The sequence below is a fragment of the Kitasatospora sp. NPDC059722 genome (genome assembly GCF_042733235.1).
In the GTDB taxonomy this organism is placed as follows: Bacteria; Actinomycetota; Actinomycetes; order Streptomycetales; family Streptomycetaceae; genus Kitasatospora.
Genome location: NZ_JBHWGD010000029.1, coordinates 33,755 through 49,034, shown reverse-complemented (window position 1 = coordinate 49,034; position 15,280 = coordinate 33,755). Strand labels below are relative to the sequence as shown.

Sequence of the window (15,280 nt, the reverse complement as noted above, 5' to 3'; positions counted from 1 at the left end):
CTGCGCTGCATCGAAACGATCAACTTCCCAGGCGGCATCGATGCAGCTACTCTCGACGCAGGACTCGAGCACGTCATCGGGAGAGCCATGGCCCAGCAGAACCACCGCAAGGACGACCTCCTGGTCTCCTACAACTTCATCCGTGCAGTCCGAGAGTCGGGCTACGTCAGCCTCTCGACGGCCCTCGCCGAACTGGTCGACAACTCCCTGCAGGCAGCCGCAACGGTAATCTCGGTCACACTCACGCGTCCCGTGGCCGGCGGATTCCCGGAGATCCGGGTCGAGGACAACGGGGTGGGTATGTCGCGCCCAGAACTCGAGGCGTGCCTACGGTTCGGCGGTTCATCGCGCTTCGACGAGCGGAAGTCGTTCGGCCGGTTCGGAATGGGCCTGCCTGCTGCGTCCCTTAGCCAGGCTCGGCGAGTCGAGGTGATCTCCTGGCAAGGCAACAAGGCTGCCCACCAGGTCTGCTTGGATGTTGATACAATCGTCGCAGGCGATCCTGTCGACCTTCGTGCTCGCCGACGGAGCGGCGATACCACGGGGTCGGGCTGCGTTGTGGTCTGGCAGAACTGTGACCGCATCGAGTACCAGCGCCTCGCTTGGCTCGAACGTGCTTTGCGCCGCGACCTGGGCCGCATGTACCGAAGGTTCCTCAGTAACGGCGATGTCACCCTGAGTATCAACGGGAAGCAGGTTGACCCGGTCGACCCCCTGCTCCTCACAGCCAATATCGAGGGTCACAGCGCCCGCCTGGCCTTCGAGCCGCTCCGCTACGAACTCGCATCATCTTCAGGTGAGACAGCCTTCGTCACAGTTCGGTTCGCCATGCTTCCTGTTCATCACTGGCACCACCTCGACAACGCGGCCAAGCGACGTGTCGGCATCGTAGGCGGCGCTGGCGTCTCGATCCTCCGCGCTGGCCGTGAGATCGCAAGCGGCTGGCACCTCATGGGTGGGAAGCGAAAGGAGAACTACGACGACTGGTGGCGCTGCGAGATCGAGTTCGACCCTGTGCTCGATGAGCACTTCGGCATCACCATCAACAAGCAGGGCGTACGACCCTCCCAGGTGCTCCAAGAAGCACTCGGGCCGGAGTTGGAGTCGATTGCCCGACTGTTGAACTCTCGCGCACGCCAGGCCTTCGAGGAGGTCAAGTTTCGAGCGGCGACGGAGACGTCATGCCGGATTGCCGAGGCCGCTGATCTCGACCTGCCCGTGATCCGGAGGACCGGGAGGGGTTCAGGCGCTTTGTCCTACCGGATCGGATCACAGCAACTCCCAGTCGGAACCATGTTCACCTCGGCCCTGAAGCGGCGCACGCTCGACGTAACGCTGAACGTTGATCACCCTGCTTTTGCCGCGCTCTACCATCCGCTACAAACACTAAGCGACGAGGCGGCAGGAGAACTGCGCGTCGCCCTCGAACTCTTCCTCTTGTCCCTTGCTCGCACCACAACACTCCTGGGCCGCGATGGCCAGAACTGCGATACGCTCCTGCAACTTTGGAGCAGGACCTACGGACGGATGCTCCAGAAGTCATGAAAGAAAAGGCCGCGCTCCTTCGCCTCAGCCTGCCGACCGACGCCTCTCGCCAGGAACGCCAAGGCTTCGCCCGCCTCTGCGCCCTTCTGGAGACTGCGGCGGCCGACGGCAAGGACGTGAGTGACCACGAGCACTGGATCCGGGCCGCCAAGATCACCAAACTCTATGAGCAGCCTATGCTCGCGGCGGCCGCTCACTGCGTCATCGACCTCGTGGACCAGGGTTGGACTGTCAAGTGGGAAAGGTCCGCAGCGGTCTTCGCGCCCCCGTCCGCACATGGTGACCGCGAGACAGAGAAGGCCCGGATCCGACGCCAGGAACTTCTCCGTCGAGATGAACAACTCTGCAGGAGCAGCGTTCGACGATTCGTCGAGGGGATGGAGCGCACGCATGAGCACGGCGGCCGACTGGTCTCCGTTTTCAACCTGATGCGAGATGGCCGTGAATTGGCAGACGCGCTTCAGAGCGCGACCATGGCCGCGGACGCCATCAAACCCTATGTCCAGATCGTCGATTCCTCGACGTGTGAAAGGACCGGATTCAAGCTCCACGACATCTGGCGCTACTTCCGCCATACCTGGTCCAACGCCTACGCCACCGTCCCCGGCCGCTCGATGCCAATCTTGATCCGGGATGCCGCCACCGAGTTTCACACCGTGATTGGACTGGCGGCGATCTCCAGTCCGGTCGTCCAGATCGCCCAACGCGATCACTGGATGGGCTGGGAAACCGATCAGTTCCTTGAACATCTGCGCGCTGAGCCGACCGACGATGGCGCTTCATGGCTAGCCCAGCGGATCGAGGCCCAGCGGAGCGAGATCTACGTCGATGACCTCCTGCGTGACGACATCCTCCAACCCACTGACCTGGCAATGCCCACCCCGGAGGCAATCGCTGCGCTGCGAAAAGATGCCGATCGACACCACAAGAGGCATCACCAGGCCAGCACGATCCGTGAGGTCCGCAACATCGGGCGCGACGCGTGGGTGGAGCGTGCCAAGACCGACCTGTTTCGCAGCAAGCGCTCGGCAGCACTCGCTGATGCGCTGGAAATCGGAACCTTGCTCGGGGCCTACCTGTCTCCGCCCACAGCCGAGGGGCTCGCCAAGGCCTTCTCGGATCGCAAGGCCCGTACGCAGATGCGTCGTGTGGTCCGTCGCGCGCGAGGAGAGCGAGTCGGCACTGTCATCGCCGACCTCACGGTCTGTGGCGCCGTGGCACCCTACAATGCCCTGGCCGCGGGCAAACTCGTGGGCGCTTTGGCTGTCTCCCCTCCCGTGCTCGCGGCCTACCGTGAGAAGTACGCGCGACCGAGTGAGATCGCATCCGCGATGGCCGGCCGTCCGATCATGCGGGAGGCCCGCCTCTCCTTTGTGGGAACCACCTCCCTCTACGGCACCGGGTCAAGCCAGTACAACCGGCTGTTCTGGCCCTCCGAAGTTATGGGGGGAAGCCGCACCACTCGGATGGGCTTCCACGAACTCGGACGTTCCCGCTCGTTCGGAACCTCCCACTTCTCCGAGGAGACCGTTAACGCCCTAACCCGGCTGCCGGCGCTGCGCGGCTCGCTCGTCCGCGTGAACAGCCTCTTCGGCGAGGGCGTCAGTCCTCGCCTGCGCAAGGTGCGGCTGGGGCTCGCGGCACTCGGATGGCCGGCCAACGAACTCCTCCGGCACGGCCGGGAACGCATCCTCTATGGCGTTCCGCTGGTCGAGAACCTCCGTGACTACTCACTAGGTGTCGACCGAGAACCGCAGTACCTGCTGGATCCAGAACTGCCAGAGGCTGACGCCAAGGTCGCCGATTGGTGGCTCGAGCGCTGGTGCCGGCCGCGGGCAAGGCGCAACGAAGTCCTGGAGTCCATGCGTGCGCACCGGCTGGTCCGTCCGGTTGAGCACGGTGCCCGCGTGCCGCTGCCTTCCAGAGAGGTAGAACTGCCTGTCGGCGAGGGGATGCTCCCGCTCGCCTAGCACGCACCCACACGGCCAGTACAGATAGGCCCACGTCGCTGGCTGCCGCACCCAGAGATCTAAAGGTGCGGCAACCAGCGGCAATGGCGCACTGGCGCGGTGAATGCATCTATCGGGAACCGTAGGGGTAAAGCACAGCCAGCCCTAGGCTCCTCCGAGGTCCGGAGCCGAAGAGCCTGAAATGTGACGCAGGAAACTCGAATCGACCGCGATGTCGCCCCTCAGGCGCCATGCACGGCGCTCGTAAATCAGGTCCCCGGTCACCACGAAGGGGATTTTGCGCTCGTACGACATAATGGCCCAGCCATGATTCTCTCCCGTCAGAGGAACCTGAACCCGCAGGGACTTTCCGTCCACCTCCGCCACAACGGTAACGACCGCAGCCTCGTCGCCACTGGGCATGGAGTCGTCTCGCGAGAGTGATTTAACGAGTCCAACGAGTGTTTCTCGCCGGGCGGGCTCATCCCTCTGAATGAGCCTCTCCCGGATATGAGGAAATTCGCCAATCAAGTCCCGGTCGAACACAATAGTGGCCAGCCCGACATCCGGCTTTCGTTCTGCCGCAGCCCACTCAAATGACAAATCCAGCGAATTGAGATGTTCCGGCGCCGACAAGTCTTCGAGCGACTCAACCAGGTCCACGCTAAGCCCCGAACCGCCCGCAGAGGCAAGGGATTGATGTCTCCCAACTTGCGCCAACAGTCTCGTGGTTTCCAGACCTCTCGCCAGAGTCTCCATTACTCGTCGGGGGAACGTGATCGTCGATTCCTCGGCGTCACCCAGGCGCGTCACAACGGTGAACACAAAACTGCCCTGCTTAGTGTGGCCGAGCCGTACAGCCCGATCTAGGAATTCCCCTACCGCCGCCGGCCGGCGCCCCTTGTGCGGGTGATTGGGGTCCGCTGTTGTCGTAGCCGACGCCTTCATCATCTTGTGGATCCCCTGCAGTGTCCTTTCGGCCTGCCTGAAGGGGATCGTACCGTCGGTCATGCGCTGGTCGAGGCGAACGAAGAACAGATCTGCGCGCGTTGCCAGGACATGCTCGAGAAGTTGACCTGCGTCCCAGTCATGGATGTGCGCCAGCGATTCCAGCGCATCGATGAACCGTGGTATGAAGTCGACGTAGTCCGTGGCCAAGGGGATCATGACCCGCGGTGCCGTCAGAAGTGGACCATCCGATCGGTAGCGCCAGACTTCACGGACTTTAGCCTGACGCTGTTCCAATTCCCAGTCTTGGGAAGCGAGAAACTGAGACACTGCCCCCGGATTCAGCGCGGACGCGACCTCGCGATACGTGTCAAATTCCGTCCGGCTCACCTCTGCCTCTCCTCTGCATCGCCAATGGACTTCATAATGCCCCGAAGCTGATCCACAGTGAGCAGGTTCCGACGCGGCAGATGGACCGTGTGGTAGTCCTTGATCGGTCCGTCGTATCTCAGGTTTTCGGCCGACTCCCAGAACATGCGGCTACGCGTGAACAGTCCCCATTCGTCTACGCTAAGCCACGGCTCTGGTTCACGGGGTATCAGGAGCACGCCAAGGTATGCCGGAATAAATCGCTTGCCGCGCGTTAGCTTCCGGAATGGCTTCGCCTTCATCCGCCAAGTCATGCTGTCGTCTTTGAGAAGACTTTCTTGATAGGTACACTTCAACTGAAGCTCGAATTGAGGACCGTAGTATCCATGGTACTCACGCGAAGAGGCGATCGTAATGTCGACGCCTTCGTAATCAGTCTCGTGAGGCTTGATGGAGCATCCAGCCGCATAGGCGATCATTCGCGTGAACGAAACGCTGAAGTGTTCCTGTAGTGCGGTTATGGGAACCTGGCCTTCCGCAAGGTCGTCTTCACCCATCTGGTCTTCGCTGGCGTCTGTTGACATATACCCCCTCCTGGCTTCTCCTGACGGCAGTCCGACACTGTCGCTCTGATTGCCACTTCGACGCGTACCGTGCCGTAGCCACAGAAGGCCCGCCGCCGCCGGATTGCGGTGGGGCGGCGGGCCGCTGTCCGCTCTCGCCTAGGTCAATGTCTGAAGCACCTGATTGCTGGCGAACGGGAGGTTGCGTGAGATGACCGTGTCGTCGATCAGATAGACCGGCACACTGCCCGCCTCCTTCGCGCGACGCAGTTCGTCGGTGGGTGCCACATCGGGACTCAGCGGGTCGTGCACGCCGAAGATCCACTGCTGGTTGCCACGCTGCGCCAGAATGGGCACGGTGATTACTCCGAGGCCCTCGATTTCGATCTTGGCGCCACGCTTAAAATGCGCATCGCTCCCTCGGCTATTGAGGTCCTCGAAGAGAGTGTCGGCCGAGAGTTCGAGCCGTTCCTCGCTCAGGGTAGGTGCCGTCCCGTGGATCAGGTACCGCAGGAGGCTGGCACCGACATGACGGTCGAGGAGGCTGTGCTCAAAGCGATTCCGGAAGCTGCGCAGACACCTGTAGCAGGACTGGTCGCAGTTCTCCGGGCAGTCCTCAAGAAGGTTCAGCGTCTCCTCGAGGATCTCCACACCGTAGTCGTTGACCCTTCGAGCGAAGCCGGCTCCGCCCGCAAGCGTGTCGTAGAGGTAGATCTCGGCTTCCAGGCCTTCGTTACCTAGGGCAGTCAGCGCCGGCCGGTACTCCGCCTGCAACTCCGTGGCTTCAATGCCGAGCTTCAGGGTCGCCGCGATCGTGAGCGCCTCAGCAACTGAGCGCAGTGCGATGTGCGTCGAGAGATTCGCTGGCCTCAGCGTGATTGGCGAGTCGACCCTCAAGCGAACCAAGAGCACGTCGGAAATGAAGTCGGTGCCCAACACCATCCCCCGGGTTGAGCCGGTGCCGGGGCATTCTGGTGCCTTCAGGTCGGGGAAGGGCTTCTTGTGGGTAGCGAGCAGCCTTCCCGTGGCCATAGCGGTCGGTTCGATTAGGCCGCAGCGGGTGCAGTACGTGTATCCCTCGTTGCGGGGGCCGGTGTTGGTGACCAGCAGAGTCTCTCTGCGGTACGTCTGTGCCACGCGTTCAGTGACTCGCTTCCAGGCGGTCTCCTCCGTCGGCCCAGGTGCCATGAGCTTGGCGCGCGTCGCGTAGCTGCGCGCCGGGGCGTCGTCCGGGCTCGTTCCCGGATCCTGGTCTGCCGGGTGCGCGAACCCGGGCGGTCGCATCCAGGTCTTGGCCTTGCCGAACTTACCCTCGGCCCCGCAGGCCGGACAGTTGCGCTCCTTTCCGCGCTCTGCCTCATCGAATGGGAAGTGCTTGGCGTAGTGGCAGTCCTGGCATTCGAAGTAGAGCAGCCGTTCCTGCCATGCCTGATAGCGCTCCTTCTGGACCGGTGAGTAGATGGCCCCAGAGGTCCATTCCTTGTTGTCGATCCACACCACCTTGCCCGGCGCATACTGGCTGAGCGCCACCGTGAGACCCTGACTGGCAGCATATTGGAACTGGGTGTTGAACCGCGTGGACGAGTTGACATCGAAGACGTGGAAGGCGACCACATCGGTCGGAAACGCATAGCGCGGCAGGACGCCCTTGTACAGGAGACGGTCGAGCAGGTTCTTCTGGCTCCGTCGGGCGTTCGGCTCCTCCGCGTCGAGCTCTACCGGGGGTTCAACCTCCTCCTCAGAGTTCAGCAGCGGGTCTTCGACCGTATTCACCTCTACGGGCGACCCGTCAAGGTCAAGCTCGAGAGCTCTGTCGATCTCGAAAAGCGTTCGCGTCACGATGGCTTGTAGGATTTCTGTACGGGCGTCTGCGCTCAGTTCGTCGGGAAGCCAGGCCGCGACCTCTTCGCGAAGCACGTTCTCCTTACTCCTCAGCCACTCTTCCAGGTCCGTTCGGTTGAGCGGGGATGTCGTCCCTGTGAATGAGGTGACCCGTCCCAGAACTTCGAAGAGCTGAGGCTGGTCCTCGGGCTGGATTGCTGGCAGTCGATCCTGGTGGTACCGCTGCAGCAGATAGGCGATGACATGGCGCCGCACGATTTCTTCGTTGTCCATGGTCAACACCGGATCATCGACCTTGCCGCGGATCATCAGGTCTGGCTGGCGGAAGTAGTGGTCGTCGTGCGTGTCAGCGCTGCCGAAGGCAAGCACTGTGGCGACCGCATTGCCACGGCGGCCGGCCCGGCCCGCTCGTTGTTGGTAGTTGGCACGAGACGGCGGCATGTTGCGCAGGGCCACACCGGTCAGGTTGCCGATGTCGATGCCGACCTCCATGGTGGTCGTGCAGGAAAGCACGTCAATGGCGGCGCGCGACTGCTCTTCCTGCGAGGATCGGCCGAGATCAACGTCCTGGAAGAGCAACTCGTGCTCCTCGGCCTTAGAGAAGACGGCGTCCGACTGCGCGGCGTTGAGCTGGGCCGTGTGCTCGGCGGCGATGATACTCATGGGCAGCTCAGGCGGGCTGTTGAGAGCCCGGACGGCACTGGCTCGGTAGTAGCCCTTCCGGGCCTGGAAGACCGGATCGGTATCGGGGTCCAGGGTGCGGACTCGATCGGCGCCACAACTGCCGCACTTGCAACTGCCAGGAAGTGGCCGCTGCGTGAAGCGACACCGCTCGCAGTAGCCCCACTGCCCACCGAGTTCCAAAGCCAAATTCGAGGCCAGCATGCGGTAGTTACCGCTACCTACCGATTCACAGAAGGCTGTGAGCAGTGTGGGCAGCCACTCCTCCCTGAACTTCTTCCTTGCGGCGTTCGATCCGAGCAAGCGGTCGACGGACTTGAACCTTCCCGCGTGTGGCTGGACGCCACCCCTCTGCTTCCACCAGTCCCCGTCAGTCATCGACGGAAACCAGATGCCAGGGCCACTCCAAGCAGCCAGCCACAACCGGACAAAAGCCAGCTTGGCTTCGGCACCCTCTGCGATGCCGCCGATGTCCGGCAAATTCGCGAGCAACTCGTCCGTGAGGTTCGCCCGCTCACGGATCGAGGCCAACCCAAGCGATGACAGCCCGTAGTACTTGTCCGTGAGCGTTGCATACATAGCGCGCAACAGCGACTGCGGCGGCTGGGCGGTGGTGAAGAGCGCACCCATCTCAGCGAGGTTGCCTGTGAGCGCGCCCTTGTCGATTGCCCGTGCGACCGTGCCCATCACCTGGAGCGACTCTGTCGGGCGCAGTTCTGGACGCAGCCGCACTGACAGCACATGTGATCCGGCCATAACCGCCACATACAGCCTGTCCAGAGCGAGAATCGGCCCCAGAACTTGGTGATTAGCGAGTTCCCGCCACCCCCGCAGGATCACCGGCCGCATGACATCGCGCAGCGAGTAGGTCTGCAGGTTGGGCGCAAGTCGCGCGGCAACTTGCCGGGAGTCGGAGAACGCGAGCACCTTGCGCCCGCGCAACGGGGCGAAGTCGCTGTACGGTTGCGCGCCAGGCGGTTGGACCTCGACTTGACGAGTCACCAATGCCTGGAAGGGCTGATCACCCTTCGTCTGGTGATCCTGTACCGATGATCGACCGAAGCCAGCGAGTCGCCCGCACACGCCGCAGGGCTTGAACTCGCCGTTCGCCTCGCCCTCTTCGCCATCATCGTCATTTCCGACGGACTCTCCCCCGCGGAGCCGAGGGATGAAGACGCTGCGCGTGCGTGGCCCGAGCTCCCCTGGTGGATTGAGTCGCCCGGTGATGAGATCAAGGTCCGCAGGCTCCACGTTAGCCGCGTCATGCGACGGGGCCTCCAGCAGTAGATCGAGCGCTTGGAGTTCGGGGATGGAGCCAGTGGAGGAATAGAAATCCGCGCCTGGCTCGTGCCAGAGATGGGATGGTTCAAGTACATCGTCCGTATAGGCTCGCGCATAAGCGGAGCCGCAGTGCCGGCAGGTGTACAACTCGAAGACACGGGCTCCGCATCCGCATGTGGCCTGCGGCTGGGCGTAGAGCTTGCCGACCGGGCCAGGTTCCGAGTTCGCCTCCCGGTCGGCCTCTGAACATTCGGGGTCGAGACAGGCCCACAATCCTGCCAGCCCTCGGAAGAACGCGTGCACTCGGCACGGCAGCAGCCCGGCGTCATCCGTTGACCGGCGGGCGGCGCTTCCGAGCGCTACCAGCGTTGAGGCCGCTCTATCGGCAAGCTCCTTCTCCGCAGCGGGAAAGATGCTGACACCCAGTTCATCGAGCGGATGAGCCCTTTGCATCGTCTGGTTGACGAGCAGATTCATCGGGGCGAAGTCGACAAGGGCCTCGTGGAGCAGTTGACCCGCACTGACTCCGGGCGCCTTCTCAGTGACCTCCCGGTAGTCCAGCAACCCGCGGACCGCGTCAATGCGGCCAGCGTCTGACTCCGCCTCGTAGAACGTGTGCATCGGTACGGCAGCGAGGACCTCTGCGTCCTGGATGGTCCCGGTGGTGGCGGGTTCCCGCAGGGCGAGTCGTCCTTCCACCGTCTTGAAGTCGTCCGGAGACTTGCCGCTCAACTGCGCGGCAAACAGGCGCGCGTACTCCGCGCTGGCAAAGCTCGCGCTTGTGCAGATCACCTGCAGCCGATCGGGCGTGATCCCAAGCCTTGCGCGGAGTCGCCGGAGCAGGAGCGCTACCTCGGCGCCAGCCGCTCCGCGGTAGAGGTGGGCCTCGTCTACAACCAGGAGGAACCTCTCGTCCGGGTTGTTCTCCAACCATGCCCGGGTCGCATCGAAGACCGGCCGCTCGAGCGGACGCATGAGCATGTACTCAAGCATCGAGTAGTTCGTGATGAGCACGTCTGGTGGCGTGTCCAGCACTTCATGGCGCGTCAGGAGCTCGGGGTCCTCCGGCCGGAGGACCGCACGAATGAACTCGCCCTCCCTGTTCTTCCAGCGGGAGCCGCGTTCTCCGTACCAGGCTTTCAGGTCCGGTTTGGCCGGCCACTTTCCACGCGACTGCAACTTCTCAATGAGAGCGGTGGCTTCACTATGTCCTTGTGCCGAGGAGTTGGATGCCCGGTCAATGAGGTCGATGTAGAAGTCCTCAATCGACCGCAGCCGCTCTTGATCCTTCTCGACCCGCCGAACACCGGGGTACAGCGTGCGGCTCGTGTAGCGGGCGAAGCGTGCTGGACGTCCGGCCCATGCGGTGAACTGCGCGGTGACTCGCGGGTCGCCGAGCAGCAGCCGGAGACGTCCCAGTTGGTCGTTCACCAGCGCGTTCATCGGATAGAGAATCAGGGCCCGTACGGAGGGTGCTGCGAATGACTCAGGCTTGTGTGCAGCCTCCGTTGCGAGCTTCGCCAGCATCGGTTCGAGGAACGTCTCCGTCTTTCCGGAACCTGTGCCGGTCGTCACAGCCAGGCTGAGGCCATCTCGAGTCGTCCACTCCAGGGCCTCCGCCTGGTGGGTGTACGGCGGGTCGTAGAGGAGTGGCTGGTGAGCACCGACACGTGCGCTCAGGGCACCAAGGAGCGTCTTGGCTGCTGCATCGAGGTCGAGATCACCGAAGCATCGGCCAGTCTGGTAGCGGGGAGTGCTCTCGATGAACGGCGCGCGGAAGAGCACGCCCTCCCGCTTCAGCAACTCGCGACGCTGCTCGATCACGGTGGGGTGTCCCACGTGGTACGTGGCCTCGATGTAGTCCCGAAGAGCCGCCTGAATGCTGGCGACCGTCTCTGCGATCGTGGGCGCTTCCGTGGTCACGCCACTCCTCCCTCATCGTTGACGTGCATCCACAGCATGTCAGTGAAGAACTCCGTTAGTTCGCCGATCGCCCAGAGCGGCACGCGATAAGTGATCAGCGCATCCCTGGCCCGCGGGACAGGAACGGCCACGAGTTCCAGGTAACGCTGCGCCCACCCAGGCACGGGGCCGAAAAGATCAAGAGTGTGACTCCCTGGAGCTCCGCCGGCAGGCCGAATGCGCACAAGTTGCGGCTCTCCCCGTGCGGCGTCGATCGCTGCCTGAAGCCGCCACGCCTCGTCGCACGCTGAGCCAGCAGGATCGTCAGTCGGCAGATCGATGAGGGCTAGGGGCCGACCACTATCCACGCGAACGAAAGACCACAAGTCAGCGCCATATGCCTGCGGTCGACGAGCAACGTAGTCTCCGGAGTCACCGTCGGTGGGAAGCCGCCAGCGGGCCCGATAGTGGAGGACCGACGACTCAGGATCGAGGAGCTTCAGATCGCTCACAAGACCTGACTGTGCTGCCCTGTCCAGGCGTTGACGCATCCCGCCGACGATACTGGTGGCGCTAGCCACGCTCGGTTGCCTGCGCCAGTCGTGAATGCTGATCTCATGGAGTCCGGCAGCATGCAACCGGGCCGGCCCCGTCGTGGCATCCAGTTCGATGGACCGCACATGGCCCTCGTGGCGCACGTCCGCGCCGACGGACTCGTCCAGGAGCAGGAGGCCGTCGGGACGCACACCCAGCAAGAGGTAGCGCCCGGGTGCCTGCGTCACATACGAGGGCGGCGCAAGATAGAGCTTCCTACTTCCACGATCCTTCCGGTTCGGGAGTTCGACCAGGTCGCCGATTGCCACCAGCAGATCCAACTGGGTGGCTAGCTGGCCACGACTGGCTGAGGACGAGACGTCGAGCGGACCGAGCACCTCCATCACCGCGTCGACGAGTTCACGCGGTGTCGCCGGGCACAGGAACGAAGCTGCCCGGCGCAGTGACGAGCAGATCGCTTCGGGTGCGCTCAAATCGATCGCCGTATCATCCAAGCCGAGCGTGTGGACGGTACGTCTGGCGACTTCATGGCGGCTGAGCGCGCTAACACTCATCGGCGGACCCCCGAAGCCGGCTGGTCCGGTGCGTCCCGGAGGGCTTCAGTCCCCAACACCGCGAACCTTCCCGCCCTGATGAGTGCAGGGGAGATCAGCACACACCTCAGGAGCCGGTTCCTTTCGGGCTCTGCCCAACTCGCGACCGACCCCGGCTTGCTCGCGAGCGCCAGAAGGAAGTCTGCTGCAGCATGAGGATCACCCATGCCGCTGGACTTCACGATGACTTCAATGGCGTCAGCCAATCCGTCACTCAGCGCAGCCGGTGAATCCACCCACTGCCAAAGATGACGAGCGATCTGCTTGGCTGTGGCACGTTGTTTGAAGCCCTCGCCTACGAGCTTCTCCATTTCATCGAGCAACTCGATCTGCCGGTGCGCACCTGCTGTCTTGCGCTTGCGCTCGAGGTTTGCCCATCGGTGCCCGGCGATGACGGACACAAGCGCCGTAGTGACCGCCTCGAGGACTTGCTCCTGCTGGTGACGAGCGAACAGGTCAGCCGGGAGATCGGCATCGAGCCACCGGCGGTGACCTTCGATGAGCCGCTGGACCTCATGGAGCGCGTCACCCGAAGATCGCGGCACGGCTGGGTGGGTGTGGCGCAGTAGGTTTGGCTCGGGTGGCAGGATGATCGCTGCTGCCAGTTTGCCGGAGGTCGCTTGGAGGAGTCCGCCTGTAGCTGGCACAGTGATGGGCCCACGAGGATCCCACTCCTTGCCGACCAGCGGGTCCTCCACCGAGAACATATGCACCTGAGTGTCGTCGCTCCCTGTCCGGTCTACCAGCCGAGCATCGTGTTGCCCGCTGTGCCGCTTGACGAGCACCCAGCGGAGCGGGTCGAAGCCGCGTTCGCATACCAGGGATGCGAATCCAACTCCATTCCGAAATACCGACACCTCACATGACTCGGCCTCTTCGAACGCGCTGAGCATCTTCTTCTTGCGCGAGACCTGCTCCGTCAGCCTCTCCCACGCTCCATCACTGAAGGGCACCGAGATGCCGTAGAGCTGCGTTTCCAGATCCGCACCATCACCGCCGCGAAGCGTGATCGATAGTTCGGCCCTTGTCTCCAGCGGACCGTCAATCGAGAGACTCGCCCTGCCATCCCATAGTTCAGTCATCTTTGGGCGCGCCGGTGTGGTGAACAGCCGGATCGCAGTACCTTCCGTCGCGGCTTCACGGCTGCTGTGCGGGTCACGGATCGTAATCGCCAGGGAGCCGCTGAAGCGGGGCCGATCCGTCTCTGGAGTGAGCAGCGCAACGTTCACATCGTGCGTACCCACTGTGAGGTTCTCCAGAGCAAAGAACAGCTCCGGTTCGCCTTCCGGGAACTCCAGCACGAAGGGGAGGCCGCGGTCTACGGTCACGGCACACTTGTCCGCGGCGTGCGCAGACTTGACGGCCAGCATGGCCGGCTCCCCGGCAAGCCACTCGATGGCACCGTCTCCGTCCCAGGATCCTGGCACCAGTCCGACTGGTCGAATCGCGACGTCGGACGTCACTGTTAGCCCGACAGCTTTAAGTTGCTCGACTTCCGCCGCGCCGATGATCTCCGGGACCGCGCACTCGAAGACATGGACGCCTTCCACCGGGGTCATGGTCGGCACGATCCAGGGCAACGACGGCGGGCTACTGCCGGCTCGTCCAACCAGGTAGTACTCCTTGCCGGGTCGGACGAACTTGCCCTTCACCTCAATGGCTTCCCTGACTGATCGTTTCGCGAACAGCCACCACGGCCCCGGATCGATGGAGCAGTGCTCGGCGATCAGCTCATTGACGGCATCCGATCCACGCTCCAGTGCGATGGCTGGAGCGCCGGGTCGGGGCCAGGTTGACAGCAGCACTTTGTCGGGCCACAGCAGCCGCCCGCGCGCAAGCGGGCGAGGAATGCCTTCGACCCGTGGACGCAGACTCCGAAGCTCCTGATCGATTTGTGGGTTGCTTGCTTGCAGCGGTGTGAGATCGGGCAGTTCGAGATACGGCTGCCAGCCACCATTTTGGTTGCGCAGGAACAGCCTTGGGTTGCTAACAGCCGGGACGCGGCGCCTTCGCTGGACAGACGCGGAACCGGCTCCTGTCGGAAGGAAGCCGCTCGAGCGGATCACATTGGCGGAGTGCCTGGCACGCGACAGCCAACTACGCGAGACCTGTTCATCGCTCAGGCCGGCGACCAGGCGAACGAGTGTCGACCGCACCAGGTATGGAGACTCGTCCTCGTCGCCCGAGAGCAGTGCAACTGCGACCTGGCCCAGGAGGCTCTGATTGTCGCAGAGGATGCGGAAGCGCTCGCTGTATCCGCCCGTGCGCGACGCCAGACATGCACCCAGCGCGTCAGGATCAGCCAGCAACTCAGCAGTCAGCACTCCTCGCGAATCGAAGAGGAGTTGGGCCATCTGTCGTTGAAGGTCCGCAGGCATCACGGCATGTGTGATCGGCCACGCAATGATGGTGAAGTTCGAGGCGAAGCCGCCTGTCGGCTCCGCCCCTCCGTAGGCGTCTGCAAACCGCCTGAACCACTGCCTAATGCGTTTCCGGTTGGCTGGGACGTTCCAATCGGGCCCGCCCTCCCACCCCGGCGCCCGCTGTGCCCAGAGAGGCCAGAACTCGCCCCCGCCATAGTCGTAGCCGATCTCAGCGGCAAACACCACGAAGGGCAACCACCATGCGCGATAGCGCGCGTCGAGTCCGTCAGCGACGGCCCCACGCACTGCGGCCAGGAGCAGTTCGAGTTCCTCACCGACGAGGTCGTGCTCCAACGCGTAGACGGGAGCTGGCGGTTGCAGGGCCTGGCGACGCTTGTGGAGTATCCGAAAGTGGTGATCGAGTTGCAGGTGTAGGTGTTTGAGCACCTCCACCGACCCGCCGCGTGCTATCCCCTCCACGCTCGACACCACCTCCTCCCCTGTCACGTCTAGTGAGGTGTCGTTAGACAAGGATAGTGACGCTCGGAGGATAGATCGCCACTTACCGTAGATCGCGACGTCGCAGTCCGTTGAGTACGTGGCCGCAGGTCGGTCGCTCCGTATTGATCGCCAGCCCCTCCTGGACCAGTGCCTCGCGCAGGTTGGGAGACACCTCCTTCCAGTACAGG

General features: G+C 63.3%; 7 protein-coding genes. 2 read left to right on the top strand and 5 right to left on the bottom strand.

Features of this window, described 5'->3' with window-relative positions; genetic code table 11:
* The first annotated feature begins 87 nt into the window (after positions 1 to 87).
* Positions 88 to 1,545, top strand: a complete 1,458-nt coding sequence (locus tag ACFV4F_RS19995; protein ID WP_380504098.1) for an ATP-binding protein — start codon at positions 88 to 90, stop codon at positions 1,543 to 1,545.
* Positions 1,542 to 3,515 carry a Druantia anti-phage system protein DruA gene (locus ACFV4F_RS19990; RefSeq protein WP_380504095.1) on the top strand — a complete coding sequence of 658 codons (1,974 nt, stop codon included), beginning with the start codon at positions 1,542 to 1,544 and terminating at the stop codon, positions 3,513 to 3,515. Before ACFV4F_RS19995 ends, ACFV4F_RS19990 begins: the two co-directional genes overlap by 4 nt.
* A gap of 144 nt (positions 3,516 to 3,659) precedes the next feature.
* Here ACFV4F_RS19990 and ACFV4F_RS19985 read toward each other — a convergent pair whose 3' ends face one another.
* From ACFV4F_RS19985 to ACFV4F_RS19965, 5 genes are all read right to left on the bottom strand, one after another.
* Positions 3,660 to 4,832 (bottom strand): hypothetical protein, encoded by a 1,173-nt coding sequence (locus tag ACFV4F_RS19985; protein WP_380504092.1) that lies wholly within the window; start codon positions 4,830 to 4,832, stop codon positions 3,660 to 3,662.
* A complete protein-coding gene (locus tag ACFV4F_RS19980; RefSeq protein ID WP_380504089.1) occupies positions 4,829 to 5,395 on the bottom strand; it encodes a DUF4365 domain-containing protein in 567 nt (188 codons plus the stop codon). The genes ACFV4F_RS19985 and ACFV4F_RS19980 overlap by 4 nt, the downstream gene beginning before the upstream one ends.
* A 138-nt stretch (positions 5,396 to 5,533) precedes the next feature.
* A complete protein-coding gene (locus tag ACFV4F_RS19975; protein ID WP_380504086.1) occupies positions 5,534 to 11,101 on the bottom strand; it encodes a DEAD/DEAH box helicase in 5,568 nt (1,855 codons plus the stop codon).
* Positions 11,098 to 12,189 carry a hypothetical protein gene (locus ACFV4F_RS19970; RefSeq protein ID WP_380504083.1) on the bottom strand — a complete coding sequence of 364 codons (1,092 nt, stop codon included), beginning with the start codon at positions 12,187 to 12,189 and terminating at the stop codon, positions 11,098 to 11,100. Before ACFV4F_RS19970 ends, ACFV4F_RS19975 begins: the two co-directional genes overlap by 4 nt.
* The gene (locus tag ACFV4F_RS19965) at positions 12,186 to 15,080 is read right to left on the bottom strand and encodes a hypothetical protein (protein WP_380504080.1); all 2,895 of its coding nucleotides are present in this window, start codon (positions 15,078 to 15,080) and stop codon (positions 12,186 to 12,188) included. The genes ACFV4F_RS19970 and ACFV4F_RS19965 overlap by 4 nt, the downstream gene beginning before the upstream one ends.
* Positions 15,081 to 15,280 lie beyond the last annotated feature (200 nt).